The sequence below is a fragment of the Bradyrhizobium sp. UFLA05-109 genome, from assembly GCF_054185165.1.
The window spans coordinates 17769-44021 of sequence record NZ_JBBIAR010000077.1; the positions used below are offsets into that span (position 1 = coordinate 17769).

Below are 26253 nucleotides of genomic sequence, written 5' to 3' on the forward strand. Positions count from 1 at the left end.
CCGAGCGATCCGAACTACGGTCTGCCGTCGCTTTACACGGTTGCAAGCATCAAAGTACTGAAGAGCACAGCGAGTGAAAGAAGGGAAATACTTGCCGTCGGCCATCGGCAAAGAAGATCGTTGCCCTGTTCGATGAGGTCGCCGAGCGCGATGCAGCCTTCCCGGAGCGAACAAACCGGGCGCATGACAAGCCTCCAGGCGGTGGGAGACGCGAGCGAATGAGCCCCCGGGCGGGCGAGGAATGCCAGTACGGTGCCTCCGAAAACGGGGACAATAGCTTTCGACAGCGGCGCAAAGTTCAACCCGCTTGGCGCCGTGTCGTACGCAGCCGGAAGGTAACTTCCGAAGGGCACGAGGCCGAGCAGGAGCGAGCCGAAAGCCAGCACAAGCGGCGCCAAGTCCCGAATTCGTGGCACCGGGCTCGAAAGAGCAATGAGGTTCGGCGAAGGTGCGAACGCATGCGCCAGGACAAGCACAACATAGGCAGCTGTGAATATCCCGCTGGCCTGGAGCACAATTGCCCACCACCATTGTCCCTTTTCAGCCGCGGCTTGCAACAGCAGATCTTTGGCAACGGAAGCGCCGCTCGGCTGTACGCCCATCAGCGCAATTCCGCCGAACGCGAAAGCCAGGGTGCTGAGGGGGAGTGCTCGCGCAACACCACCTAACCCTGCGACGCGGTCATGACCAAGTGCTGCGTAAATCGATCCGCTGGCCATGAACATCGCCGCCTTTGCCATGGCGTGGGTGATGGTCTGTAGCATTCCTCCTGCCAGGGCATCGCCGGCCTCCAGCCTGTCCGACGCATCCAGTGCCAGCGGGAACATCAGGAAGAGATAGCCGATCTGGGCCAGGGTCGAATAGGCGATCAGGAGTTTCAGCCGCTCCTGCCGTAGAGCGACAAAGCTTCCGAGCACGATTGCCGTTGCTCCCAGCGCTCCGAGTAGCTGGGTAGCCGCGAAGCCAGGCAATGCCGGCATCAACTGAAACCAAAGTCGTGCGATGATGAAGAAAGACCCTTTCACGACGAGGCCCGACAGGATCGCGCTGGCGGTCGCCGGAGCGCCCGCGTGGGCGGACGGCAGCCAAAGATGCAAGGGAACGAGTGCAGTCTTGGCAAGAAGGCCGGTCGTCATCAATGCAGCGGCGATGAGCGTGCCCGGCTGCGCGTTGGCGCGACGTGAGAGCAGCACGACGTCGAGTGTGCCATAGAGACCATAGAGCAGGGCCGTGCCCGCCAGATAAAGCACCGACCCAAGCAGCGCGAAGAGCAGATATCGCAACGCCGCCTGGAGTGTCTCCGAACGGCCGTCGAGCGAGACCAAGGGCACAGCGGCGAATGTCAACAGTTCCAGGGCGACATAAAGCGTGAAGAGGTCTCCCCCCACGAAGATCGTGTTCAGCGCCCCCCATATTGCCAGCAGCAGAATCCAGAATGCGGCCGGTGCCCGCGCCGCCGCTGCAGGCCGAAAATCAGACGCGCCATAGATGGCGACCGCAGAGATCACGACCGCCGTCGCTGCAATCATCACAGCTGACAGTCCGTCCGCACGCAGCGCGACGCCAAGCGGTGGCACCCAGCCGCCGAGCAAATAGACGAGGTGACCATCGTTCTGCGGCAACGCCAGCAGAATAGCCACAGCGACCGCCAGCCCCAACGGCATGACTGCGAAGGCAACCAGCCGGACGTAACGGTCACCGAGAGCGAAGGCCAGCACGACGCCCGCGACCGGCAGGACGATCGACAGCACCAGCAGGAAGCCGTTTGCCGTCGTCGCCAGCGCGGGAGCAGCGGGCAGCATCAACCACCGGAGGCGTCGGCGCGCCGGCCCATGCGCGTCGCGTCGCTGCGCAGTGTCGTGGAGCTGGAGGTCTGGAACAGCCGCAGCAACAGGGCGATCGCAAGGGCTGTCGCGGAGAACGCAACGACGATCCCGGTAATCACCAGGGCCTGCGGCACCGGATCGTTGCCAAAGCCCGCCGCAGCGCCCCGGCGTCCGATGATGCCGAACAGGAGGAATACGCCGCTGCCGAGCAGGTTGAACGCGATGATCTTGCGCAGCGGCTGCGGGTTCGTGATCAGGCCGTAGAGCCCTAGTCCGACCGCGGCAGCCGCGCTCAATCCGAATACCGTCACGGCGCTCATCGCTGCACACTCCGTTCCGGTGCGCCGGCGAGCAGCAGGGCGAGCGTGGCCGCAATCGTCAGCAGCATCGCGATCTCGATGCCCAGAATCAGCGGCTTGGCGAAGGCGATCGGATAGGCAAGAAACGCCGAGCCGAAGCAGAGCCCGCCAAGACCGATGAGGAGGAACAGGCCGGGCCCGGCCACGAGGACAAGCCGCAACCGTCGGCTGCTCGCAGGCGGCGTGTCCGCCAATCCCGCCATGATGACCAGGAGCCACATCGATGCCAGAACCGCGCCGCCCTGAAACGCGCCGCCCGGATGATCGGCGCCGGTCCACAGGATGTAGATGCCGATGACGATACCGGCGGGCGGCAAGAGACGCGCGAGAAAGGCGAGAACGCCATTCGGATCGGCCTCGTGGCGGGGTCCCGGACGGCCACCCCAGGCCTGATCCGATGCGAGCGACCAGACACCGATGGTGGCGAGCAGGAGCACGACTTTCTCGAGCATGGTGTCCATCCCGCGGAACGCCATCAGCACGTTGGTTACGGGGTTGGCGAGGCTTGTCGCCGAGGCATTCGCTACGGCTGCCGGCGCGAGCGTTGGTGCGGGATCAGGCAAGAACAGGATCAAGATCGCTAGTGCGGCAGCGACTGCTGCGGAGAGTACAGCCCCGCCGAGACGCACCATCCGGCTCGGTGTTTCCGTGGTCGTCGCCTCTGTGTCCCGTAGCCGGGCGGCGGCACCCAACAGCACGATTCCACCCAGGCCTCCGCTAATTGCGGCCTCCGTCAGGGCGACGTCAACGGCGTCCAGACGCACCCAGATCAGCGCAACCAATAGTCCGTAGGCGACAAAGCCGACCGTTGCCGAATAGGTCTCGCGTACGGCAATCGTCCAGAGGGCGAGGCCTAGCACCACGGCGGCGAGCACGATCTCGAAGACTGTCGCGATGCTCATCTGGCCGATCCGATTTGGCGCGCGCTACGCGCGATCAATTGGGAGACGGTTGCGCCTGCCAGCAGCGCCAGCAACCAGATGCTGATCAATTTCAACCCGTCACGCAGGCTTGCTGCCTGCGGGAGCAATCCGAGCACGACGAAGCCCAGGCCGAGATTGTCCGCCTTGGTGAGCGCATGCAGACGGGTCAAGGTGTCGGGAAAGCGAAGCAGGCCGACGGTGCCGGCCAGAAAGAAGAAGGCGCCTGTCGATACGCTCGCGATCGTTACGATGTCGCCTGCGAGGCTCATGGGCTGTCTGTTGAATCGGCTTCGAGGCGCGAAAGCCCCTTCTTGACGAACGCGATGGATGCGAAGGTGGCTAGCAATGCCAGGATCAGCGCCACGTCGACGGCAGCCGGCACGCCCGTGACCGTGCCAAGCAGCAGCAGCGCAGCGATCCCTCCGGTCCCGATCAACTGCGCCGACATCATGCGATCGGCGTCCCCCGGACCGCGCAAGATCGACACCAGCCCGAGCGCCAGCATCGTCAGGATGAAGCCGACCGCCGCGGTTAGAAAATCAGTCATTGTACAGAGCTCGAATGAGCGCCGCTTCCTCTGCGGCAAGGTCGGCAAGCACGGGCTGTTCGACGTCGAGACAATGATAGAGGATATCTCCGTTCCTCTCCCCGGATGGCACCGTTCCCGGCAGCAGGCTGGTAAACGTCGTGAACACGTTACGTCGCATGCCGGGCGAAAGACGGGTTGGATAAGCCACGAATCCCGGGCGGAGCGGCAGCCGGGGATCGAGCGCGCGTCGTGCAACGTCCAATCCGGCGACGACGGAGTGGTACAGGAAGAGCAGCGCCAGTCGGGCAATCGCATTGAGCGAACGCCGCGATGGGCTCGGCTTCAGCAGGTGCAGGCTCGTCCAGGTTGCGGCCGCCACGGCCGCCGCCGCGGCAGGAAGATCTGCCGGCCTGGCACCGGCCAGCACGAGCCAGAGACAGAGGAACAATGCGGCCCGCGAGATCACACTCGACCACACGCCACCATTCGTGATGCCCGAGCGTGCATCTTGGTCGCCTGAGGATCCCGTCATGTCGGCTTCCTCGATCGCCCGCGGATCACGCACCGGGCTCGGCCGTGTCTTGAACCGGCCTTGCACGCTGCAACGACGGACGATTGCATCATGCGCCGTCGGTGGAACCGGGGAATATCGGGTGATTGCCTGATCGCGTCCCGGGAATCTCCTAGGGTCCGAACCCTGGCTAACCACGATTCCATCCGGCCACACCGAGTAGAATTACCGATGTTGACGGCCGGGCCCTTCAGCAAAAATGCCGGAGACAACACCGGGAACCCGCAACCTTCGGAACCGCTGATCGCCCGGCAACCACTCGATTCCGGAACGCGAAGGGCCCAGCTTCATGTGCGGCTGCCGAACGACGTCTCGTCAGGTCTTCCTGTTGACGCTTGCGGCAGCATCGTCGCTGCTGCTGGCGGGCTGCGGAAGGCAAGACGAAACGAAAAATGTGCCGCAGCCGCGCCCGGTTCGCACCGAGACGGTCGAAAAGCGCGAGGCCCGTTCGCCAGTGACCTTCACGGGGCGCATCGAGGCCGAGGACGAAGTGAGCGTCGCATTCCGCATTTCGGGGCGCCTGCTCGCGAACGACACCAAAATCGGTGATCGGGTCGAGGCGGGACAATTGCTGGCTCGACTGGAGTCGCAGAATGAGCTGAACGCGCTGCGTCAGGCAAAGGCTGGTCTTGCTGCGGCCCAGGGCCAGTTGACGCAGGCGCGCAACCACTATGAGCGCCAAGAGACCTTGCTGGCGCAGGGCTGGACCACGCGGGCGAACTTCGAGGCGGCGACGCAGGCCCAACAGACTGCCCAGGCGCAGGTCGATGCGGCCGAAGCCCAACTGAACTCCGCGAACGACCTCGTCAGTTTCACCGAGCTTCGCGCCGACGCGCCGGGCAAGATCACCGCGACAGGACCGTCGGCCGGCGAGGTTGTTCAGGCCGGGCAAATGATCGCGAGGATCGCGCGGCAGGATGGCCGTGACACGGTTTTCGACGTTCCCGCTCAACTGGTCAGGTCGGCACCGGCCGGCGTGGAGGTGATTGTCAGCCTGGCCGACGATCCGAGGGTCACGGCGCGGGGACGCATTCGCCAGATTGCAGCGCAAGCCGATCCCGTCACCCGGACGTTCGAGGTCAAGGTCGGCTTGACCGATCCTCCCGCGGCGATGCAGCTCGGCGCAACCGTGAACGGACGCGTCGAAACCAGCTCGGGACCGGTGATCGACATACCGGCATCGGCGCTGACCCGGCTGAACCAGCAGCCCGCTGTGTGGATCGTCGATCCCGCGACCAACTTGGTTTCGGCGCGCAACGTCGAAGTCCTGCGCTACGACCAGGCGCAGGTGATCATCTCGCAGGGCCTGGCCGCCGGTGACATCATCGTCACCGCGGGCGTTCAGGCGCTGCACCCGGGCCAGAAGGTACGCGTCCTCGGGTCGGAGCCATGACCGGTTTCAACCTCTCCGAATGGGCGCTCAAGCACCGCTCGCTGGTCGTCTATATCATGACAGTCGCGGTGGTTGCCGGGTGCCTGGCGTATTTCCGGCTGGGCCGGAACGAAGATCCGTCCTTCATTATCAAGACCATGGTCGTCCAGGCCGCCTGGCCGGGAGCCTCGGCCGAGGAGACCATGAAGCAGGTTACGGAGCGGCTCGAACGCCAGTTGCAGGAAACGCCGCATCTGGATTTCCTGCGCAGCTTCACCCGGGCAGGTCTCACCACGATCTTCGTCAACCTGAAGGGAAGCGCGAGCGCGAGGGAAGTCTCCGATACCTGGTATGAGGTGCGAAAGAGCGTCGGCGACATGCGTCAAACCCTGCCGGCCGGCGTGGTCGGTCCGGGCTTCAACGACGATTTCGGCGATACTTTCGGGATCATCTACGGTTTTACCAGCGACGGCTTCACGCAGCGCGAGTTGCGGGACCATGTCGAGGACATCCGCTCCCGATTGCTGCAGGTCCCCGACGTGTCGAAGATCGAGCTGCTCGGTGTGCAGGACGAGGTGATCTTCGTCGAATTCTCCAAGCAGGAACTCGCTACCCTGGGCATCGATCGTGCGGCACTGCTCGCCGCACTGCAGGCGCAGAACATCGTGCGGCCCGCAGGCACGATTCAGACGGGCAAGGAGAGCATCTCGGTCCGGGTGTCGGGCGGCTTCTCGTCGGAACAGGATATCGCGAACGTCAATTTCGTGGCCGGCGGCCGCATGATCCGCCTGAGCGACATCGCGCGGGTGCGGCGCGGCTACGTCGATCCTCCGCAACCGATGTTTCGGGTCAATGGTGATCCGGCAATCGGGCTCGCGATCGCAATGCGTGACGGCGGCGACATTCTTGCGCTCGGCAGGAACATCAAGAAGGCGATGGCCGAGATCACGGCAAACCTTCCCATCGGAATCGAGCCGATCCTGGTGGCCGATCAGGCGGTCGTGGTGGACGGCGCGATCGGCGAGTTCATGACGTCGCTCCTGCAGGCAATCGCCATCATTCTCGCCGTGAGCTTCATCAGCCTCGGCGTTCGTCCAGGCCTCATCATCGCGCTTGCCATCCCGTTGACGCTCGCGATCGTCTTTCCGATCATGAAGCTGATCAGCATCGACATGCAGCGGATATCGCTTGGCGCTCTCATCATCGCGCTCGCGTTGCTGGTCGACGATGCGATGACGACCACGGACGCCACGCTAAACCGGCTGGCGGAAGGCGACAGCAAGATGGAGGCGGCGACGTTCGCGTATCGCAGCCACGCCTTTGCCATGCTCGCCGGCACGCTCGTGACGATCGCGGGCTTCATACCGGTCGGCTTTGCCGCGAGCTCGGCCGGCGAGTACACGTTCTCGCTGTTTGCCGTGGTTGCGATCGCGCTCCTGGTGTCGTGGTTCGTGGCTGTGATCTTTACGCCGTTGCTGGGCGTCGTCATTCTCGTTCCGCCGAAGCAGAGAAGCACGGCGGCGCCAGGCAGGATATACGGCTTCTACCGGAGCTTTCTCTCGGTCGCCATGCGCGCCAAATGGCTGACGATCGCGATATCGCTTGCGCTGTTCGTTGCGTCCATTCTGGCTCTGCCATTGATCCCGCAGCAATTCTTTCCGTCGTCCGATCGGCCAGAATTGCTGGTGGATCTCAGCCTGACGCAGAATGCGTCGATCTACGCGAGCGAAACGGCGGCGAAGCGCCTCGATACGGCCTTGGCCGGAGATCCGGACGTCCATCATTGGAGCACCAATGTGGGACGCGGCGCGATCCGCTTCTATCTGCCGCTCAACGTCGAGCTGCCGAACAATTTCTTCACCCAGGCCGTGGTGGTGGCAAAGGATGTTGCGGCGCGCGAGCGCCTGCACGCGAAACTGGAGCGCTTCCTGGCGGAAGAGTTTCCAGGCGCGGTTTCGGCCGTGTCTCCTCTGGAGCTCGGTCCACCGGTTGGCTGGCCGCTGCAATATCGGGTCAGCGGTCCCGACGTGGAGAAGGTACGGGAGATCGCGCTGAGGGTCGGGCAGACCATCGCCTCCAACCCCAACGCGAAAAGTGTCAATTTCGACTGGATGGAGCCCGACCGCCAGGTGCGCATCCGCGTCGATCAGGATGAGGCGCGCTTGCTTGGATTGAGCTCGCAGGCGATCGCCGGCGTGTTGAACACCGTCATATCCGGTGCAACTGTGACCCAGGTCCGGGACGACATCTATCTGGTCGATGTCGTGGCACGAGCACTCGATGAAGAGCGGGTCTCGCTGTCCACCCTGCGTACGCTCCAGGTGCCGCTCCCGAGCGGGAAGACGGTGCCGCTCAACCAGTTTGCGACATTCGAATACCAGCAAGAATATCCCCTGATCTGGCGGCGCAATCGCGTTCCGACCCTGACGGTCCGTGCCGACATCACCGGCGGCGTACTCCCGGGCGCCGTCGTGGACTCACTGTCGCCCGCCATGGAGAAGCTGAGGACCACGCTTCTCCCTGGATACGATGTGGTCGTCGGCGGGACCGTGGAAGAGAGTCAGAAGTCGCAGGCGTCCGTCATCGCGGTCGTACCCATGATGCTGTTCGTCATGCTCACGGTTCTCATGGTTCAGTTGCAGAGCTTCCCGCGATTGCTGATGGTCTTGAGCGTGGCGCCGCTCGGGATGATCGGCGTGGTAGCCGCGTTGCTGCTCTCGGGCAGGCCGATGGGCTTTGTCACAATTCTCGGCGTGCTCGCGCTGCTTGGCATGATCAGCAAGAACGCCGTGATCCTCATCAGCCAGATCGACGCGGAGCGTGCGCAAGGCAAGGGTCCCTGGGAGGCGGCCGTAGATGCCAGCAGCTCGCGATTTCGGCCGATCATGCTGACGGCCGTATCGACCGTTCTCGGCATGATCCCCATTGCGCCGACCGTATTCTGGGGACCGATGGCCGTCGCCATCATGGGCGGGCTTCTGGTTGCGACCGTTCTGACACTCGTTTTCCTGCCGACATTGTACGTGACCTGGTTCGGTCAACAAGGACGAAGCTAGGATTGCGATCGCCTGAAGCCGGTGTCCAGCGAGGGGAATCCTGATCCGCGATTAGGTAATCACCCGATGTTCCCTGTGACATCGACGGCGCATAGTCGCAACCCGAAGGTGCTGGAAGACGCTGCCGGCTGTGCGAGGCCTCCATGACCGCGACGTCATCGACGCAAAAGCTTTCGCTGTTCGCGCTGACCGCGATGGTGGTCGGATCGATGGTCGGCTCTGGCATCTTCTCGTTGCCGCGGACCTTCGGTATCGCAACCGGCCCGTTCGGAGCCATCTTTGCCTGGTGTATCGCCGGCGGCGGCATGTACACACTGGCCCGCGTCTTCCAGTCGCTGGCGGAGCGCAAGCCCGATCTCGATGCCGGCGTCTATGCCTATGCGAAGGCGGGATTTGGCGACTATCCCGGTTTCCTGTCCGCGCTCGGCTACTGGTCCGGGAGCTGCATCGGCAACGTGTCCTACTGGGTTCTGATCAAGTCGACGCTCGGCGCGTTCTTTCCCGTGTTCGGCGATGGCAACACCGTCACCGCGATCATTGTCGCCTCCATCGGCATCTGGCTGTTCCACTTCATGATCTTGCGCGGCGTGCAGCAGGCGACCGCGATCAACACCATCGTCACCATCGCCAAGATCGTGCCGATCCTGGTCTTCATCGCGATCCTGATCTTCGCCTTCAAGGCGGACATGTTCCGCGCCAATTTCTGGGGCGGCGAGGGCATGCCGGACAAGAGCCTGTTCGAGCAGATTCGCGCGACCATGCTCGTCACCGTGTTCGTCTTTCTCGGCATTGAGGGCGCCAGCGTTTATTCGCGCTATGCCAGGGAGCGTTCCCATGTCGGAGCCGCAACGATCCTTGGCTTCGTAATCGTGACGACCCTGATGGTGTTCGTCACCATGCTGCCCTATGCCGTGCTCCCGCGCGCCGAGATCGCGGACATGCGGCAGCCGTCGATGGCGACGGTGCTGGAGGCGGTCGTCGGGCACTGGGGCGCCGTCTTCGTCAGTATCGGACTCCTGATTTCGGTGTTGGGCGCCTATCTTGCCTGGTCGCTGATCTGCGCCGAAGTGCTCTCTGCCGCCGGCCGGACCCGAGACATGCCGGCGGTGTTCGGCACCGAGAACGCGAACAAGGTGCCGGCCGCGGCGCTGTGGTTGACGAACGTGGTCGTCCAGCTCTTCGTGATCAGCACCTATTGGTCGCGAGACGCGTTCGCATTCATGCTCAATTTGACGAGCGTCATGAATCTCATTCCGTTTTTCCTGGTTGCCGCCTACGGGCTCTTGCTGGTCAAGCGGGGCGAGACCTACGAGAAACGTCCGGACCAGCGCAGGCGCGACCTGATCTTCACCGGCATCGCCGTCGTCTACACGCTTTTCCTGATCTATGCGGCTGGGATGAAATACTTGCTGCTGGCCGCCATTCTCTACGCGCCCGGTACGGTTTTGTATTTCTGGGCTCGCCTGGAGCAGAAGGCAAAGGTCTTTCAGCCGGTCGAATGGATCATCTTCATCGTGGCCGTGATCGGCGCCGTGGTCGGAATTCACGGATTGGTCACCGGCTACATCACCATCTAGGCAAGGCAGCCCCCATGGCAAAGCAAGCTTCGGACTCCTCCACTGCTTTCGGCGTGCATTCTGAGGTCGGACAGTTGCGCAAGGTGATGGTCTGCTCGCCTGGCCGTGCCCATCAACGCCTCACGCCGTCCAATTGCGACACGTTGCTGTTCGACGACGTGTTGTGGGTCGACAACGCCAAGCGCGATCATTTCGATTTCGTGCAGAAGATGCGCGACCGCGGCATCGAAGTGGTCGAGATGCATAACCTTCTCACCGAGACCGTCGCGATCCCCGAGGCCAGGAAATGGATTCTCGATAATCAGGTCGTTCCCAACCAGGTCGGGCCGGATCTCGTCGATGACCTGCGCGCCTATCTGGAAAGCCTCAAGCCGCGTGAACTGGCCGAAACGTTGATCGGCGGTGTTTCGACCTACGATTTTCCGGACGCCCATGGCGGCGAGACGCTGCGGCTCATTCGCGAGGCAGCCGGGATGACCGAGTATCTGCTGCCGCCGCTGCCGAATACGCTGTACACGCGGGATACGACCTGTTGGATCTATGGCGGCGTCACCCTCAATTCGCTCTACTGGCCAGCGCGGCATGAAGAGCCGATCCTCGCCACGGCCATCTACAAGTTCCATCCAGATTTTGCGGGCAAGGTCAACGTCTGGTGGGGCGATCCGACCCAGGATCATGGTCTTGCCACGCTGGAAGGCGGCGACGTCATGCCGATCGGCAAGGGCAACGTTCTGATCGGCCTCAGCGAGCGCACCTCGCGGCAGGCGATCAGCCAGCTTGCGGCTGCCTTGTTCAAGAAGAAGGCGGCGGAGCGCGTGATCGTGGCCGCAATGCCCAAGCTCCGCGCAGCGATGCATCTCGATACAGTGTTTACCTTCGCCGATCGCGACTGTGTGCTGATCTATCCCGACATCGTCGATACCATCAGGGCGTTCTCTTACCGGCCCGCTAGCAACGCCACCGGCATCGAACTGCGCAAGGACGACAAGCCGTTCGTGCAGGTCATTGCGGAGGCGCTGGGCCTGAAGAAGCTCCGCGTCATCGAGACCGGCGGCAGCGCCTATATGCGCGAGCGTACGCAGTGGGACAGCGGCGCCAATCTGGTCTGCGCGTCGCCCGGGGTCGTATTCGCCTATGACCGCAATACCTACGCCAACACCTTGCTGCGCAAGGAGGGGATCGAGGTCATCACCATCGTCGGCGCAGAACTCGGCCGCGGCCGGGGTGGCGGTCATTGCATGACCTGCCCGATCACTCGGGACGCAGTGGACTATTAGGGGCGGACGGGCTCGGGCGCTTGGGTGTGGTGCGGAATATGTTTCCGCCACCACACCCCCCCGTTTGACGGCGTTTTAGTCTCTGTTGCATCGATGTTGAGCGTCGGTTCGCGGCCGATTTGGCACGAACTGCACAATCACGCGCACCCGGACTTCATCTTTCACATATTCGGGATTTCAATCGGCATAGGGTGCTACCTGGTAGTGTACCTGATCCGGCGGTGTATAATCACGCAAGCCCGAGGGCGCGGGTTCTGATCCAGAGATGATCACGGGGCAGGGAGCAACTCACGCGTTCGGGAACGTTGAAGGCTCGGCATCGAGCTTCGATGCCGAGGTCGCTCAAAGAGTGAGTGCGTACCGTGAAGCTACGTGGCTCCCCTACTTGCGAGTCGAACCGTGCCAGCGTCAGGGAGTGGCTGTCGATTGGTCCGGAAGAACGACTAGGCGACGTGCATCCGAGCGCCAGCCTGGTGTCCCTCCAGGAGCGCATCCAGCAGCGGATCGCGTCCGATCTTCACGATTCAACCTGCCAGTATCTGATTGCTGCAAGCCTCGGCCTGATGCGCCTGCGCACCTGCCTGAACGATCAGGCAGGAGCCGCGCAGCTATGTGACGAGATTGATGCCTCGATCGACGAAGCGCTGCGGGAGATCCGGGCGTTCGCCTATCTGGTGCACCCGCAGAATCTGACCGTCGACGGTCTGAAAGCGACGATCGAACGCTATTCGCGGGGATTTGCCGCGCGGACATCGCTGCACGTCACGACCCGGATTTCGTCAGATATCGATCGCTTGTCGCGCGACAAGCAGCATTCGTTGCTCCGGGTCATCCAGGAAGCTCTCACGAACGTCTTTCGTCATGCGAAAGCGACGCAAGTGAGAATCGCCATCGCCTCGACCGGCAGCCATTTTCAACTGACGGTCAGCGACAACGGGCGGGGCTTTCCCGCTGATCGGGCAAGATCCGGTACGAAGGCTGTGATGGGCGTCGGCATTCCGGCCATGCGGGCCAGATTGCAGCAGATCGGAGGCACGCTTCATATCCGATCCGACTCCGCGGCGCGACATTCCGGCGCCACATTGCTGGCGGTGTTCCCGCGCGATTACGTCGAAAGCAAACGCAACAGGAAGGCTACAACAGTCGCGAGGGTCCACGCAGGCACATCGTGAAAGAAAACTGATCACCGGTGGTGGCCGAAATCATCTGTCGCGCCTGGCGCCTGGGGCTGCCACCGTGTCAAAAAAGTTGGAGTGCGCTGCCATGAAGCGATTTCTCATCGCAGATGATCACGAGGCCGTGCGGTCGGGCTTGCGAGCCGTGCTCGAGCAGCGGGCGGATTGGGAGGTGGTCGCTGAAGCCAACGACGGCAGCAAGGCGGTTGCAGCTGCGATCGCCAACCAGCCCCACGTCGCCATCGTCGATTTTTCAATGCCGCGCATGACGGGGGTGGAGGTCGCACGGCGGATCAGGGAATACCCGCTTCAGACCGAGGTGCTGATCTTCACGGTGCACAATTCCAGCCTGCTCGCGCAGGAGGCGTTCCAGGCAGGCGCGCGCGCCTTCCTGCTGAAGTCCGACGCCAACAAGCTGCTGCTGGCGGCGGTGGAGGCGCTTCTGGCGCACAAGCCGTTTTGTACCAGGAGCTGTCAGAACGAACTGGATCGCGGGCTGAGCCCCGGCATGGACAGCAGGCAGGCGCTCACCCCGCGGGAGCAACTCGTCGTCAAGCTGGTTGCGGAGGGCTATAGCAACAAAGGCATCAGCTCCATCCTGGACCTCAGCGTCAAGACGACGGAAGCGCACCGGGCAGCGGCGATGCGCAAGCTCGACGTGAATTCGACGGCCGGGCTGGTCCGCTACGCGGTGCGGGCCGGGCTGATCGATGTGTGAGGCCCAAGGTATGAGGCCCTTGAGTACAATCGCCGTGGGATTTCAGGGTTTTGTGGGATAACCCGCTGGACCGCGACCGGTATGATCGCTCGATCTTCCTGCCGGTCGCCTCCATCGATCGCCCGATGGGCCCGCGGGCCGGCATACGGGAACGGCGTCGTGAAGCGCATCGTGATTGCGGATGATCATGAAGTCGTGCGCTCCGGGCTGCGGGCGATCGTCGAAACCCGCTCCAACTGGATCGTCAGCGGAGAGGCGACCAACGGTGAGCAGGCGGTTGCATTGGCGCTGGAGACGCGGCCCGATATCGTGATCGTCGACTATTCGATGCCGCTCATGAACGGGCTGGAGGTCAGCCGTCGTCTGAAGGCGCTGCATGTGCGCACGGAAGTGCTGATCCTGACGATGCACGAGAACGAGGAACTGCTGACCGAAGCCATCCTGGCGGGGGTCCGCGGGTTCTTGTTCAAGTCGGATGCCAGAAACCACTTGATTTCGGCCATCGAGGCACTGCTCGACGGCCGGCCTTACTTCACCAGCCTGCTGCTGGAGAAGCTGCTCCACGACTACCAGCTCAACAAGCAGAACAAGTCGGCCATGCTGCTCACGTCGCGCGAGCAGAGCGTGGTTCAGCTCATCGCCGAAGGGCATACCAACAGGTCCATCAGCACGATCCTGAAGCTGAGCGTGAAGACCGTCGAGACGCACCGCGCCTCGGCGATGCGCAAGCTCGGGATGTCGTCGACGGCTGAGCTGGTCCGCTATGCCATTCGCAAGAGGCTGGTGGCGCCGTAAAGGCCAACCTCCTGAGAGGTCGCGTCTCGGTGACGGTCCCCGGGCAGCACGATCAGCAGCCTCGACAGATCGCCAGCTTGCTGTCGACGGTGTTCTCTTCGCGCGTGGGCCCCAGTTCGCTTGCGAGAGACGGATCCTCGTTCCGTGTTACCTGCCGCTCGGCGGGCAGAGGCGCATAGTCCAAGAGGCGCGAGCTGGGCGTTAGGAAAGGCGGGACCGCCGGATTGGCTGGCGCCGCCAAACCTCCGCCGTGTGCGCTGCCTCTTGCATAGGCTGCGGCAGCTGCAACCAGAACAAGAATTACTGCTGCGACATGCACCGTGGCTCTCTGCATGTTAGCCTCCATTCAATTTGCCCGGCGTCAACTTCGGCGTCGCGCGAATTATCCCTCTGACAATTCACGCGGGTAGACAAATCGGTGTGAGTTGCAGCCTTCGTCGATGAATCTTCGTTAAGGCTGGCGTCGAGTCGTGAGCGCGAAACTGGAGAGCAGGTTGGAGATGACCGCTCGGGTCTGCTCAGCCTATGGTCATCAAGGCGCGGTGGATGGCAGCAAGGATTTCATCGATCTGGCAGGAACCGGTGGGACGGTTGATCTTATTCCGTGTTGGAATGACCTGTTGAGCAATCGTCGTTTGACGGCCTTGAAAAGACTAGAATACTTCGGCAGGCTCATGCAAACACCGCATGACTTCCTTGTGGCGCTTCCTTGGCCGGGCAGCAACGAGTTTTCGATGGCTGCGCGGCATGCCCGAGCTGCCGCCTGTCGAAAATTAGCCATTGACCAGCATGCCACTTCAGTTCGATCAAGGGGCCGGCGCGCCCAGCCAAGCGCAACGGCGCCATCCAAATCAACGCCGACTTCGGAAAGCCTGTCATGTCCGTCACATCAGCCCCTCAGACCCAAGCTCACACCGCCGATCTTGCCGCTGAGGTCGACAGGCTCCTCACCGACCTCGGCGTGAGCCGTGCGAGCTACACCGAAGGCACGCTCGCCGTGCAGACGCCGATCACTGGCAAGATCGTCGGGAAGGTCAGGGAAGTCAGCGCCGCCGATGCCGCCGCGCTGATTGCGAAGGCGCATGCGGCGTTCCAGATCTGGCGGCTGGTGCCAGCGCCGAAGCGCGGTGAGCTGGTCCGGCTGTTCGGCGAAGAGCTGCGCGCCAACAAGCAGGCTTTGGGTCGGCTGGTGTCGATCGAGGTCGGCAAGATCGTGTCCGAGGGCCTCGGCGAGGTCCAGGAGATGATCGACATCTGCGACTTCGCCGTCGGGCTGTCCCGCCAGCTCTATGGCCTGACCATCGCCACCGAGCGCGGCGAGCACCGGATGATGGAGAGCTGGCATCCGCTCGGAGTGACCGGCATCATCTCCGCGTTCAATTTCCCGGTCGCCGTCTGGGCATGGAACGCGGCGCTGGCACTCGTCTGCGGCAATAGCATCGTGTGGAAGCCGTCCGAGAAGACGCCGCTGACGGCGCTGGCGACACAGGCGCTGTTCGACCGCGCGCTGACGCGCTTTACGAAGGACGGCGGAAGCGCGCCTGCAGGGCTCGCGGCGCTGCTGATTGGCGGCCGCGACCTCGGCGAGCTGCTTGTCGACCATACGAAAGTCCCGCTGGTATCGGCCACGGGCTCGACCGCGATGGGTCGAGCCGTGGGGCCGCGGCTCGCCAAGCGGTTCGCGCGCGCAATTCTCGAGCTCGGCGGCAACAATGCGGCCATCGTCGCGCCGACGGCCGATCTCGACCTGACGCTGCGCGGCGTTGCCTTTGCCGCGATGGGAACAGCCGGCCAGCGTTGCACGACGCTTCGGCGTCTCTTCGTTCATGAGAGTGTGTATGACAGCTTCGTTCCGCGGCTGAAGCGGGCCTACGCCTCTGTTGCCGTCGGAAGTCCCCTGGAAGCCGGCACGCTGGTTGGTCCGTTGATCGATGGCGCGGCCTATCGTGCGATGCAGGGCGCGCTCGAGGCCGCAAAAGCGGCGGGGGCTGCCGTTCACGGTGGCGAGCGGATTGCCGTCGAGGGAGCCACGGATGCGCACTACGTTCGTCCCGCGCTGGTCGAGATTGCATTGCAGACCGGGCCTGTCGAGCAGGAGACCTTCGCGCCGATCCTCTATGTGATCAGATACAGCGATTTCGATTCCGTCCTCGAACTGCACAATGCAGTTCCACAAGGGCTCTCCTCGTCGATCTTCACCAACGATTTGCGCGAGGCCGAGACGTTCCTGTCGGCACGCGGCTCCGATTGCGGGATCGCCAACGTCAATATCGGTCCGTCCGGCGCGGAGATCGGCGGTGCCTTCGGTGGCGAGAAGGAAACCGGCGGCGGACGCGAGTCCGGGTCCGATGCGTGGAAGGCCTATATGCGCCGGGCCACGAACACCATCAATTATGGCCGGACGCTCCCGCTGGCCCAGGGCGTCAAGTTCGACGTGGTGTGAGACCTGATGCAGGATCCCCGATCGCACGGTCTTTGGGCGCTGACGGCCCCGGCCGCGCCTGAGACCAGACCGCTCGTGGGCGAGCTGGATGTCGATGTCGTCGTCGTCGGCGGCGGATACACTGGCATTTCGTCCGCGCTTCATCTGGCCGAGGCAGGCTCGGGCGTTGCTGTGCTAGAAGCGTCCGACATCGGCTTCGGCGGCTCGGGACGCAATGTCGGCCTCGTCAATGCGGGCATGTGGGTCATGCCTGATGCTCTCACCGCGACGCTGGGGCAGACCTTTGGCGAGCGCCTGATCGATCTCCTCGGTCACGGACCGGCGAAGGTGTTCGATCTCATCGAAAAGCACGGCATCGATTGCGAGCCGGAGCGGGCGGGCACGCTGCATTGCGCCGTCGGAAGCAAGGGGCTGGCCGAGATCGAGGCCCGTGCCGAGCAATGGCGGCGGCGCGGTGCGCCCGTCGAGGTGCTCAACGCCGAGGTGACGCGCGCCAAGATCGGCGGCGGCGACTACGCTGGCGCGCTGCTGGACAAGCGCGCCGGCACCATTCAGCCGCTCGCCTATGTCCGGGGCCTCGCGCGTGTCGCGCTCGGGGCGGGCGCGAAGATCTTCACCCAAAGTCCCGCTCTCGCTGCGTGCAAGGACGGCTCGCGCTGGAAGATTGACACCAAAGCGGGATTGGTCCGAGCGGATTGGGTGATCGTTGCCACCGATGCCTATGCGCAGGGACCGTGGTCGCAGGTTCGGCAGGAGCAGATTCATCTGCCTTATTTCAACTTTGCGACTGAGCCTTTGTCGAACAATCTGGAGGCGTCGATCCTGCCGGAAAGGCAGGGGGCCTGGGACACCAAGCAAGTGCTCTCCTCGTTCCGCTTCGACCGCGCGGGCCGGCTCGTGTTCGGCAGCGTCGGTGCGCTCGATGGAAGCGGTGCCATGATCCACCGCGCGTGGGCCATTCGTTCGCTGCGAAAATTGTTTCCGCAGCTTGCCGACATCAGGTTCGAGGCCGGCTGGTTCGGGATGATCGGCATGACCTCGGACAATCTGCCGCGCTTTCACAAGCTCGACCGCAACGTCATTGCCTTCAGCGGCTACAACGGCCGGGGCATCGCGCCGGGGACGGTGTTTGGCGGTGTGCTGGCGTCCTACGTGCTCGGCCATGTCGCTGAAAGCGACCTTCCGCTGCCGGTTGCAGCTTGCGAGGAGCCGCGCTTCCGCTTCGCGCAGGAGGCCCTCTACCGCGCCGGATCCCAGCTCGTTCATCTGACCGAGGCGCGGCTCTGAGTCGTCGAATTATGAAAGAGGATGCCTTGCTGCGTTACTTCACTGCTGCTGAGGTCGAGGCCGGCCTCGACTATGCCAGACTGATCGACGCGCTGGCCGAATCCTTCCGGCGCGGCGGCGAGGCGATGCCGGTTCGGCAGAGCTACGACGTCGGAACTCCCGACACACCCGGCCACCTCCTGACCATGCCGGCTTGGGAGCGGGGTAAGGCGCTGGGGGTGAAGCTCGTGACGGTATTCCCCGCGAACGCGTCCCGCGGCCTCGGTGCCGTGTCGTCGCTCTACACGCTGTTCGACGGCACGACCGGCTGGCCGCGTGCGATGATCGACGGCGAGACGTTGACAAACCGGCGGACGGCTGCAGCTTCCGCGCTTGCCTCGCGGTATCTCTCGCGCCCGAACAGCAGCACGTTGCTTGTCATTGGGACAGGTCGCATTGCGGCCTGTCTGCCGGTCGCGCACCGCGCCACGCGTTCGATCGCACGCGTGCTCGTTTGGGGCCGCAATCTGCAACGCGCGCAGGCCTTTGCAGGCGAGATCTCCCGGCAAGGGTTCGCCACCGAGGCGGTTGTCGATCTGCCGACGGCATTGGCCGAGGCGGACATCATCAGTTGCGCGACGACATCGGTCGAGCCCATCGTGCTGGGTCGATATTTGAGGCCCGGCACACATCTCGATCTCGTCGGCGCGTTCACGCGCAACATGCGTGAGAGCGACGACGAGGCCGTCTGCCGCAGCCGCGTCTTCGTCGATACTTATGGCGGCGCGCTCGCGGAAGCCGGTGATCTGCTCCAGCCGATCGCTGCCGGACGCTGGGACGCCGGCAGGATTTGTGGCGATCTGCATGAGCTGACCAGCGGTGCGCGGCCGGGTCGTCTGGAGGAGAGCGAGATCACCCTGTTCAAGTCAGTCGGGGCGGCGTCCGAGGATCTCGCAGCCGCCTCGCTCCTCGTCGGCAGGTGGGACTCCTGAATGGGCGAGGCCGCTTCATTAGGTCAGCGATCGGCGGTCAATTGCTGGCGATACCGTTCCGCGTCCCAACTTAGCAACGCGTGCTCGTTCTCCGCCGAGAGATAGCGGACCTGTGCCGTCAGAGGCAGACGGCAGGTCACGAGTCCGAGACAGGTCAGCATAGCTTCGGCACCATCGCTTGCATCCTTGCGAATGACGCAGCCGAGGCCGGGAACGAGGAGCGCAACCGGAGGCGGCAGCCTGTCCGCCTGGGCTCTCGACGTCAGGAGGCGCAGGTCCTCGCCGTGGTCCAGCACGGGCAGGCCGGGACCAAGAAAGACGACATGGTCCGGATACAGCGAGCCGCTCGTCGCGACGGCACGGCTGAAGCGGTCGATCGCGACGCCGTGGCAGAGCGGATCTTTTGGCGAACGATAATCCGTACCGGCGCAGATTGAACGGAGCGCCTCATCATCGGCGGGTATGGCACTGCGCGGGCTGAGTGCGAGCCGTCTCTCCACCTCGTCCACCAGCACCTCCGCCGCCGCGCAGCTTTCTGCGCCGACCACCAGCCCATGGTTGCCGAGGATCAGGACATCCACGGCATCCTCGGCCAGAACATCGTTCAAGGCCTTCGCCAGCGGCAGTCCCGGATGATGATAGTCGAGCCAGCGCCAGGCCAATCCGTCGAGGCGTCTTGCAAGCTCCTCGCGCGCATCGGACTGCACCGCCCACGCGATCGTGTTGACCGAATGGACGTGCAACACGACGGGATGGGGCATGAGCGCGTGGAGCGAGGTTTCGATCGAGGCGCGCAACGTGGTATTGGCATCGGGAGCGAGAGGAATCTTTTCTTCGCCTTGCCTGAGCGCGGCGCGTGCTGCACCAAGCGGCACCGGAACGAATATGTCCTTTGCTTCCGCATCCGCAAGCCAGGTGCCGGACGCCTTCACCCAGAGCACGTCGTCATCCTTGATCGAGGAATTGCCGCCGGCGCCCTGCACCAGCAGGATGTTGCGGCCGACGCGGGCCGACATCTGGCGGAGATCGTCGAGTTGCGCAGGCTCCCGCATGGAAAGGCCTCACCAGGTCAAGTGATTCATCAGCCAGTTCGGCGCCGCGCCTTCCGATCCCGCCAGCATGCGGATCGCCGCCGGCAGATCGGGCGCGCCTGCGAGCGCGTCCCGGTGCACGCCCGCACCGAGGAGCAGGGTCAGCATTCCCTTCGCCCGCGCGCCGGCGACGTCGTGATCGAGGGAATCGCCGATCATCAGGACCCGCTTCGGATCGGGATGGCCGAGTTGCTCCAGCGCCGCCTCGAAGATCGGCGCGTGCGGCTTGCCGACGAACGCCACGGCACCCCCAAGCTTCTCGTAGAACCGCGCCAAGGCGCCCGGCGCCGGGATCAATCCGTTCGCGCTGAACATGGCCAGATCAGGGTTGGCGCACAGCATCGGCAATCGCCGCGCTGCGGCCGTGACAAAACGCGCACGCCAGTGCTCGGGCTCGGCGACGTCATCATCGAGGCCAGCGAGCAAGATGAAATCGGCGTTCTCGATCCCGGTCACGATCGAAAGGTCGAGACCGTCGATAACCGAATGATCGCCGCCGCGCGTGATGAGAAAACATGATCGGCCGAGATCGGTGAACGGGGCGCGTACACGTTGCCGCAGGCCCGCCCAGGTCACCTCGCCGGAGGTCAGGATTCCGTCATAGGCCTCCGGCGGCAGGCCGAGCCTTACAAGCCGCTCTTCGTTGCTGCGTGCACGCTTGCCGGAATTCGACAGCACCAGCACGCGCTTGCCTGCGGCCTTGAGCTTCGCCACGCAATTCCGCGCGGCCGGAAAGACGTCGCCGCCTTCATGCAGCGTGCCCCATTGGTCGAGCAGAACGTGATCGAACCGGTCGGCGATCGCGCTCAGCGCATCGATTTCGACGGTGCCGGCTCTCATGACGGGCTGCCGTGCAAGGCCAGCAGCGCAGCGCCATAGCTTGCCTCGGTTTGCTCGGCCGTCGTGACGGCAACGCCGAGCGCGCGGCGTCTGATCTCGGTCCATGCCGCGTTCTTCGCACCGCCGCCAATGCTGACGACGCGGCGCAGTTGCGGGGCTCCGAGCGCAGCGAGACGCTGATAGGCGAGGGATTCGACCGACGCGATGCCTTCGAGCAGGGCCTGGAAGAAGCGATGATCCTCTGCCGGGCGCGGCGTGATGCGTGCGGCCAAGGCCGGATCGGCGATCGGAAAGCGCTCGCCCGGTTTTGGCAACGGATAGTAATCGAGCCCGGTTGGTTCCTCCGGCCGCAACTGCGGGGTCAGCCGTTCCATCTCTGCCGCCGAAAAATGCGCGAGCAGCGCGCCGCCGCCGGAATTGGAGGCGCCGCCGGCAAGCCAGCGCTCACCAAGCCGGTGTGAATAGACGCCCTGATCCGCAGCGAAGATCGGCTGCGTGGTCAGCAGCTTGACGACCAGCGTCGTTCCGAGCGAGGTCACGGCATCGCCGGGGCTGTCGGCGCGCGTCGCGATGAAAGCGGCGACACCGTCGGTAGTGCCGGCCGTAATGCGGGCCGCTTTCGACAAGCCGAGCTCCGAGGCAATAGCTGGATCGATCTCGGCAAAGGGCGTCCCCGGCACCAACACGCGCGGCAAAAGTGTGTGTGGCACGCCGAGCTGATCGAGCCAGGCCGGCCAGCTGCGCGTGACGGGATCGTAGCCGAGTTTCAACACGTTATTCTCGTCGCTGACGCCGTGGGTGCCCGCCAGCCGGCCGGCGATCCAATCGGCCTGATGCACGGCAAAACGCGCGCCTCTCGCTTCGCTGTGGCCCAGCAAGTGAAGCAGTTTCGCCAATGCGCTGCTGGCGCCGTGAGCGCCGCTTTCCTTCGGCGCAACCGACGCAATGCGCCCGGCTTCCTTCGCCGCGCGGGCATCGTTGTACATCAGCCCCGGCGTGCAGGGCCGGCCGGCAGCGTCGATCAGGAGCAGCGTGCCGGACGTGCCGTCGACGCAAATGCGCTCGACGGCTTCGAGATCGATGCTGCGTCCGAGCTTGCTGATCGCAACGACGCTCGCGTGCCACCAAAATTCGGGGTCCTGGTCGATCGCATCACCGTCCTGTCGCGGCGGGGGCAGGGTGGCCGCTTCCATGCCCAGGATGTCGCCGCGCACATCGACGGCGCAGGCGCGGACGCCGCTGGTTCCAACGTCGATGCCGAGGAACATACCCGTCATTGGATCTCACCTCCCTTTGGCACCTCTGACGATTGCGGCCCAGATCACAATCACCGCCGCGATTGCACTGCAGCACGTTTGGGGGATTGACGTCCCGGCCGGCCTCTGCAATTTTTTGCAGGGCGTGAAGAAATTTGCAAGCGAGCTTTTTCGCCGTGGTGATGCAACCCGACAGGCTGGCGACGATTGACGGCGAAGCGTCGCTCGCGACGCGCGCGGCGTGGCTCTATTTCGCCGCCGGACTGACCCAGTCGGAGGTCGCCGACCGCCTCAACATCCAGAGCACCAAGGCGCACCGGCTGATCGCGCGCGCCAGCCGCGAGGGCATGATCCGGGTCTTCGTGGAAGGGCCGGTCGCCGAATGCGTCGCGCTGGAGAACACGCTGATCGAGCGCTACGGGCTCTCCTTCTGCCGCGTCGCGCCCGATCTCGGCGAGGGCGACTTGCCGCTGAAGGCGCTGGCGCTGGAGGGCGCGAGCTTCCTGCGGCAACTCCTCGAGCGCGGCGAGCACAGGATCATCGGCGTCGGCCACGGCCGCACGCTCGCCGCGATGGTGGAACAATTGCCCCAGACGCCGGCGCGCGGCGTGCAATTCGTGTCGCTGCTTGGCGGACTTACGCGGAAATTCGCGGCCAATCCCTTCGACGTCATCCATCGCCTCGCCGAGCGCACAGGCGCGGAGGCTTATCTTCTGCCGGTTCCCGTGTTCGCCAATTCCGTCGCCGACCGCGCCGTGCTGATGCAGCAATATGGCATCGCCGACGTATTCGCGCTCGCCCGCAAGGCCTCGCTGCTGTTCGTCGGCATCGGCCAGATCCACGCCGAGGGTTTTCTGGTCTCTAGCGGCATGATCAAGCCGGACGAAGTCGTGGAACTGAAGCGGGAAGGCGCCTGCGCCGATCTGCTCGGCCATTTCTTCAACGCCGATGGCAAGATGCTCGACATCGATCTGTCGGCGCGCGCCACCTCGATGGAGGCGGCGGACTTACGGAAACATCGCATCGTCGCCATCGGCGGCGGATTGGCAAAAGTCACGGCGCTGCGCGCGGTTTTGCGCAGCGGCCTCCTGCACGGCCTCATCATCGATGAGGTGACAGCGCAGGCACTCGCTACCGACAAGCCGGAGGCAACATCCGGCAAAACCAAGAACAAGGGTCGGAAGGGAACGTAAACGCGCACCATGGGAGGTTACAATGCACGACCGCGAGAAGAATCTGTTCGATTCCTACGCCGGCAAACGTATCAGCCGGCGTGATCTACTGGATGGAGCCGCCAAGCTCGGCATCGCCGGCGCAGCGGCCAACGCAGGCTTCGCCTCCGCGATGTCGCGGGCGATGGCCGCGGACTTCAACTGGAAGGCCTATAGCGGCAAGTCCATCAAGCTGCTGCTGAACAAGCATCCCTACGTCGATGCGATGATCGGCGATCTCGAAGCGTTCAAGACGCTGACGGGCATGAACGTCACCTACGACATCTTCCCGGAGGACGTCTATTTCGACAAGGTGACCGCGGCGCTGTCCTCGAAATCGGATCAGTACGACGCCTTCATGACCGGCGCCTACATGACCTGGACCTACGGTCCGGCCGGCTGGATCGAGGACCTCAACACCTACATCAAGGATCCCGCCAAGACCAACCCGGCCTTCGCCTGGGACGATGTTCTGCCCGGCCTGCGGTCATCGACCGCGTGGGACGGCGTTGCGGGTTCCGAGCTCGGCTCGGGCAAGGCCAAGCAGTGGTGCATCCCCTGGGGCTACGAGCTCAACAACATCACCTACAATCGCAACATCTTCAGCAAGGTCGGCGTCAAGCCGCCGACGAACCTCGACGAAATGCTCGAGGTGGCCGCGAAGATCACCAAGGACGCCGGCGGGCCCTACGGCGTCGGCGTTCGCGGCTCGCGCTCCTGGGCGACCATCCATCCGGGCTTCCTCTCGGCCTATTCGAACTTCGGCCAGAGGGATTTTGTGATGGAGGGCGGCAAGCTGAAGGCCGCGATGAATACCAAGGCTTCGAAGGATTTTCACGAGAAATGGGTCAAGATGATCCAGACCTCGGGCCCGAAGAACTGGTCGACCTACACCTGGTACCAGGTCGGCACCGACCTCGGCGCCGGCGCGTCCGGCATGATCTTCGACGCCGACATTCTCGGCTACTTCATGAACGGCGGCGACAACAAGGAGAAGGGCAATCTCGGCTACGCGCCGTTTGCCGCCAATCCGGCCGCCAAGGCGCCGACACCGAACGTCTGGATCTGGTCGCTCGCAATGTCGAGCTTCTCCAAGCAGAAGGATGCAGCCTGGGTGTTCATGCAATGGGCGGCTTCCGTCGAGCACGACCTGTTCGGCGCCCGCAAGATGGACTTCGTCAACCCGGTGCGCGCCTCGGTCTGGAAGGACTCGGAGTTCCGCGACCGCATCGCAAAGTCCTATCCCGGCTATCTGGAGCAGCATGACGTTTCGGCCCCGGGCGCCAAGATCTACTTCACGGCGCAGCCGCTGTTCTTCGACCTGACCACCGAATGGGCAGCCTCGCTCCAGAAGATGGTCGCCAAGGAGATCAGCGTCGACGAAGGCCTCGATAAGCTCGCCGACAGCATCAACCGTCAGCTCAAACAAGCAGGTCTTGGATGAACTCGCCTCGGTTGACGCCTTTCGTGGTGTCTTAATTCCTCCACGCCACGACAACCCGCCGGTTCGGAACGCCTACGATCCGGGCCGGCGGTGTTGCAGTGAGAGTATGATCCCGTATCATCATGAGCATGGTTCAACTCCTTCAGACCTCTGCGCTTCCGCGCCGCACCACGAGGCTGCGCGGTCGCATGCTGCCTTACCTGCTGAGCCTGCCGGCTCTGCTCGTCTGCATCGCCATCCTCGTGCCGTTCGTGACGGCCGCGGTCTATTCACTCCAGCGCTACCGGCTGAACCTGCCTTACCTGCGCGGCTTCATCGGGGTCGACAACTATATCGACTTCCTCACCGACCCCGCATTCTGGAATACGCTGCGTATCTCGCTCGTCTATACCGCGTTGACGGTGGTGCTCGAGCTTCTGCTCGGCCTGGGCATCGCGTTGCTCCTGCGGCGGCCGACACGCTTCCACAATGCGGTGTCGATCGTGCTTCTGCTGCCGCTGATGACGGCGCCCGCGATTGCCGCGCTGATGTGGAAGCTGATGACCAATCCGAGCTTCGGCATCCTGTCCTATCTGGTCAGCCTGTTCGGCGTGCACGACTTCAAATGGGCCTCCGACCCATCGAGCGCGCTGTTCACGGTCGTCCTGGTCGACGTCTGGGTCTACACGCCCTTCATCATGATCCTGCTGCTCGCCGGCCTGCGCTCGCTGCCGCGCCAGCCGTTCGAGGCCGCGGCGCTCGATGGCGTTCCGGCAAGCTTCGTGTTCTTCCGCATCACGCTGCCGATGCTCGCGCCCTACATCATCACGGCCTCGCTGTTCCGCCTGCTCGATTCCATCCAGCAGTTCGACATCATCTATGCGATGACGCAAGGTGGCCCCGGCGACCGGCTGATGGTGTTCCAGGTCCAGGCCTATCTCGAATTCTTCCAGTACACCAATGTCGGCCGCTCGGCGGCGCTGCTGATGATCCTCTGGCTGATCACCAACATCCTGTCGAACATCTTCATCAAGAACTGGCTGCGGCTGCGTGCACGCGCCCACGGTCACGCGTAAGGGCGGGGGCAGCGATGGATCATTCCAGTCTTGCAGGTCGCATCTTCCGGGGCGTCGCGCTGGCGCTGGTGCTCGTCTTCTTCATGTTCCCGATCGTCTGGATCCTCATGATGTCGTTCCAGACGAATGAACAGATCCTGCGGATTCCACCGCACATCCTGTTCGAGCCGACGCTTTCCAACTATCAGGCTTTGATCTCGGGCCAGCTTCGCACCACGGCAGGCAATCTCGAGATCTCCTTCATGCGCAACCTCATGAACAGCTTCGTGCTGTCGAGCGCGGCGGTGCTGCTGGCCCTGCTGCTCGGCGTGCCCGCGGCCTACGCGTTCGCGCGGTTCAAGTTCCGGCTCGGCGAAAGCATCGCCTTCACGTTGCTGTCGTTCCGCTTTGCGCCGCCTCTGCTCGTGCTGCTGCCGCTGTCACTGTACTACCAGCAGCTCGGGCTCAGCGACACGTATTTCGGCATCGTCTGGGTCT

Annotated in this window: 24 protein-coding genes; 14 read left to right on the forward strand and 10 right to left on the reverse strand. The window is 63.7% G+C overall.

The window, feature by feature from the left end:
* Positions 1-32 precede the first annotated feature (32 nt).
* Genes Q3C01_RS37580 through Q3C01_RS37605 form a run of 6 tightly spaced genes read right to left on the reverse strand, consistent with a single transcriptional unit; the run spans position 33 to position 4169 of the window.
* Complete coding sequence (locus Q3C01_RS37580; protein WP_458150345.1) at positions 33-1751, reverse strand: complex I subunit 5 family protein; 1719 nt, start codon at positions 1749-1751, stop codon at positions 33-35.
* 50 nt (positions 1752-1801) lie between these two features.
* Positions 1802-2146 carry an NADH-quinone oxidoreductase subunit K gene (locus Q3C01_RS37585; protein ID WP_458150346.1) on the reverse strand — a complete coding sequence of 115 codons (345 nt, stop codon included), beginning with the start codon at positions 2144-2146 and terminating at the stop codon, positions 1802-1804.
* Positions 2143-3087: an MnhB domain-containing protein gene (locus Q3C01_RS37590; protein WP_458150347.1), complete on the reverse strand. Its 945-nt coding sequence runs from the start codon at positions 3085-3087 to the stop codon at positions 2143-2145. Before Q3C01_RS37590 ends, Q3C01_RS37585 begins: the two co-directional genes overlap by 4 nt.
* Positions 3084-3377 carry a cation:proton antiporter gene (locus tag Q3C01_RS37595; protein WP_458150348.1) on the reverse strand — a complete coding sequence of 98 codons (294 nt, stop codon included), beginning with the start codon at positions 3375-3377 and terminating at the stop codon, positions 3084-3086. Before Q3C01_RS37595 ends, Q3C01_RS37590 begins: the two co-directional genes overlap by 4 nt.
* A complete protein-coding gene (locus Q3C01_RS37600) occupies positions 3374-3655 on the reverse strand; it encodes an MrpF/PhaF family protein (RefSeq protein ID WP_458150349.1) in 282 nt (93 codons plus the stop codon). Before Q3C01_RS37600 ends, Q3C01_RS37595 begins: the two co-directional genes overlap by 4 nt.
* Complete coding sequence (locus tag Q3C01_RS37605) at positions 3648-4169, reverse strand: Na+/H+ antiporter subunit E (protein WP_458150350.1); 522 nt, start codon at positions 4167-4169, stop codon at positions 3648-3650. The genes Q3C01_RS37600 and Q3C01_RS37605 overlap by 8 nt, the downstream gene beginning before the upstream one ends.
* 328 nt (positions 4170-4497) lie before the next feature.
* Here Q3C01_RS37605 and Q3C01_RS37610 point away from each other — a divergent pair, with 328 nt between their 5' ends.
* The 7 genes from Q3C01_RS37610 (at position 4498) to Q3C01_RS37640 (ending at position 14178) form a co-directional block, all read left to right on the forward strand.
* Complete coding sequence (locus Q3C01_RS37610) at positions 4498-5601, forward strand: efflux RND transporter periplasmic adaptor subunit (RefSeq protein WP_458150351.1); 1104 nt, start codon at positions 4498-4500, stop codon at positions 5599-5601.
* Entirely contained in the window at positions 5598-8636 is a 3039-nt protein-coding gene (locus tag Q3C01_RS37615) for an efflux RND transporter permease subunit (protein ID WP_458150352.1), read from the forward strand. Before Q3C01_RS37610 ends, Q3C01_RS37615 begins: the two co-directional genes overlap by 4 nt.
* 143 nt (positions 8637-8779) lie before the next feature.
* On the forward strand, positions 8780-10213 hold the full coding sequence (locus Q3C01_RS37620; RefSeq protein ID WP_458150353.1) for a basic amino acid/polyamine antiporter: 1434 nt from the start codon (positions 8780-8782) through the stop codon (positions 10211-10213).
* A 14-nt stretch (positions 10214-10227) separates the two neighbouring features.
* On the forward strand, positions 10228-11490 hold the full coding sequence (arcA, locus tag Q3C01_RS37625; protein WP_458150354.1) for an arginine deiminase: 1263 nt from the start codon (positions 10228-10230) through the stop codon (positions 11488-11490).
* Positions 11491-11963: 473 nt separating this feature from the next.
* Positions 11964-12662 carry a sensor histidine kinase gene (locus tag Q3C01_RS37630; RefSeq protein ID WP_458150364.1) on the forward strand — a complete coding sequence of 233 codons (699 nt, stop codon included), beginning with the start codon at positions 11964-11966 and terminating at the stop codon, positions 12660-12662.
* A 91-nt stretch (positions 12663-12753) separates the two neighbouring features.
* Positions 12754-13383 (forward strand): response regulator transcription factor, encoded by a 630-nt coding sequence (locus Q3C01_RS37635; RefSeq protein WP_458150355.1) that lies wholly within the window; start codon positions 12754-12756, stop codon positions 13381-13383.
* 159 nt (positions 13384-13542) lie between these two features.
* Positions 13543-14178, forward strand: coding sequence for a response regulator transcription factor (locus tag Q3C01_RS37640; protein WP_027521051.1), 636 nt, complete (start codon positions 13543-13545; stop codon positions 14176-14178).
* 672 nt (positions 14179-14850) lie between these two features.
* Here Q3C01_RS37640 and Q3C01_RS37645 read toward each other — a convergent pair.
* Positions 14851-15057: a hypothetical protein gene (locus Q3C01_RS37645; protein WP_458150356.1), complete on the reverse strand. Its 207-nt coding sequence runs from the start codon at positions 15055-15057 to the stop codon at positions 14851-14853.
* Between Q3C01_RS37645 and amaB the strand changes: the two genes are divergently transcribed.
* The 3 genes from amaB to lhpI are packed head-to-tail and all read left to right on the forward strand — an operon-like array spanning position 15056 to position 18879.
* On the forward strand, positions 15056-16621 hold the full coding sequence (gene amaB / locus Q3C01_RS37650; protein ID WP_458150357.1) for an L-piperidine-6-carboxylate dehydrogenase: 1566 nt from the start codon (positions 15056-15058) through the stop codon (positions 16619-16621). The genes Q3C01_RS37645 and amaB overlap by 2 nt on opposite strands.
* A gap of 3 nt (positions 16622-16624) precedes the next feature.
* Complete coding sequence (locus Q3C01_RS37655) at positions 16625-17908, forward strand: NAD(P)/FAD-dependent oxidoreductase (protein ID WP_458150365.1); 1284 nt, start codon at positions 16625-16627, stop codon at positions 17906-17908.
* A gap of 11 nt (positions 17909-17919) precedes the next feature.
* Positions 17920-18879: a bifunctional Delta(1)-pyrroline-2-carboxylate/Delta(1)-piperideine-2-carboxylate reductase gene (gene lhpI, locus Q3C01_RS37660; RefSeq protein WP_458150358.1), complete on the forward strand. Its 960-nt coding sequence runs from the start codon at positions 17920-17922 to the stop codon at positions 18877-18879.
* A gap of 23 nt (positions 18880-18902) precedes the next feature.
* Here lhpI and Q3C01_RS37665 read toward each other — a convergent pair whose 3' ends face one another.
* From Q3C01_RS37665 to Q3C01_RS37675, 3 genes are read right to left on the reverse strand one after another with little or no spacing between them, the layout of a single operon-like run.
* Positions 18903-19931: a class II aldolase/adducin family protein gene (locus Q3C01_RS37665; RefSeq protein WP_458150359.1), complete on the reverse strand. Its 1029-nt coding sequence runs from the start codon at positions 19929-19931 to the stop codon at positions 18903-18905.
* Between the two features lie 9 nt (positions 19932-19940).
* A complete protein-coding gene (locus Q3C01_RS37670; protein WP_458150360.1) occupies positions 19941-20810 on the reverse strand; it encodes a TIGR01459 family HAD-type hydrolase in 870 nt (289 codons plus the stop codon).
* On the reverse strand, positions 20807-22087 hold the full coding sequence (locus tag Q3C01_RS37675; RefSeq protein WP_458150361.1) for an FGGY-family carbohydrate kinase: 1281 nt from the start codon (positions 22085-22087) through the stop codon (positions 20807-20809). The genes Q3C01_RS37670 and Q3C01_RS37675 overlap by 4 nt, the downstream gene beginning before the upstream one ends.
* Positions 22088-22248: 161 nt before the next feature.
* Between Q3C01_RS37675 and Q3C01_RS37680 the strand changes: the two genes are divergently transcribed.
* The 4 genes from Q3C01_RS37680 to Q3C01_RS37695 all read left to right on the forward strand — a co-directional run.
* The gene (locus Q3C01_RS37680) at positions 22249-23259 is read left to right on the forward strand and encodes a sugar-binding transcriptional regulator (protein ID WP_458150366.1); all 1011 of its coding nucleotides are present in this window, start codon (positions 22249-22251) and stop codon (positions 23257-23259) included.
* Positions 23260-23281: 22 nt separating this feature from the next.
* On the forward strand, positions 23282-24721 hold the full coding sequence (locus tag Q3C01_RS37685) for an extracellular solute-binding protein (protein ID WP_458150362.1): 1440 nt from the start codon (positions 23282-23284) through the stop codon (positions 24719-24721).
* Positions 24722-24849: 128 nt separating this feature from the next.
* Positions 24850-25776, forward strand: a complete 927-nt coding sequence (locus Q3C01_RS37690; RefSeq protein ID WP_458150367.1) for a carbohydrate ABC transporter permease — start codon at positions 24850-24852, stop codon at positions 25774-25776.
* Positions 25777-25790: 14 nt separating this feature from the next.
* Positions 25791-26253: ABC transporter permease family protein (locus Q3C01_RS37695; RefSeq protein ID WP_479684019.1), on the forward strand; the 463-nt coding region annotated here is incomplete at its 3' end.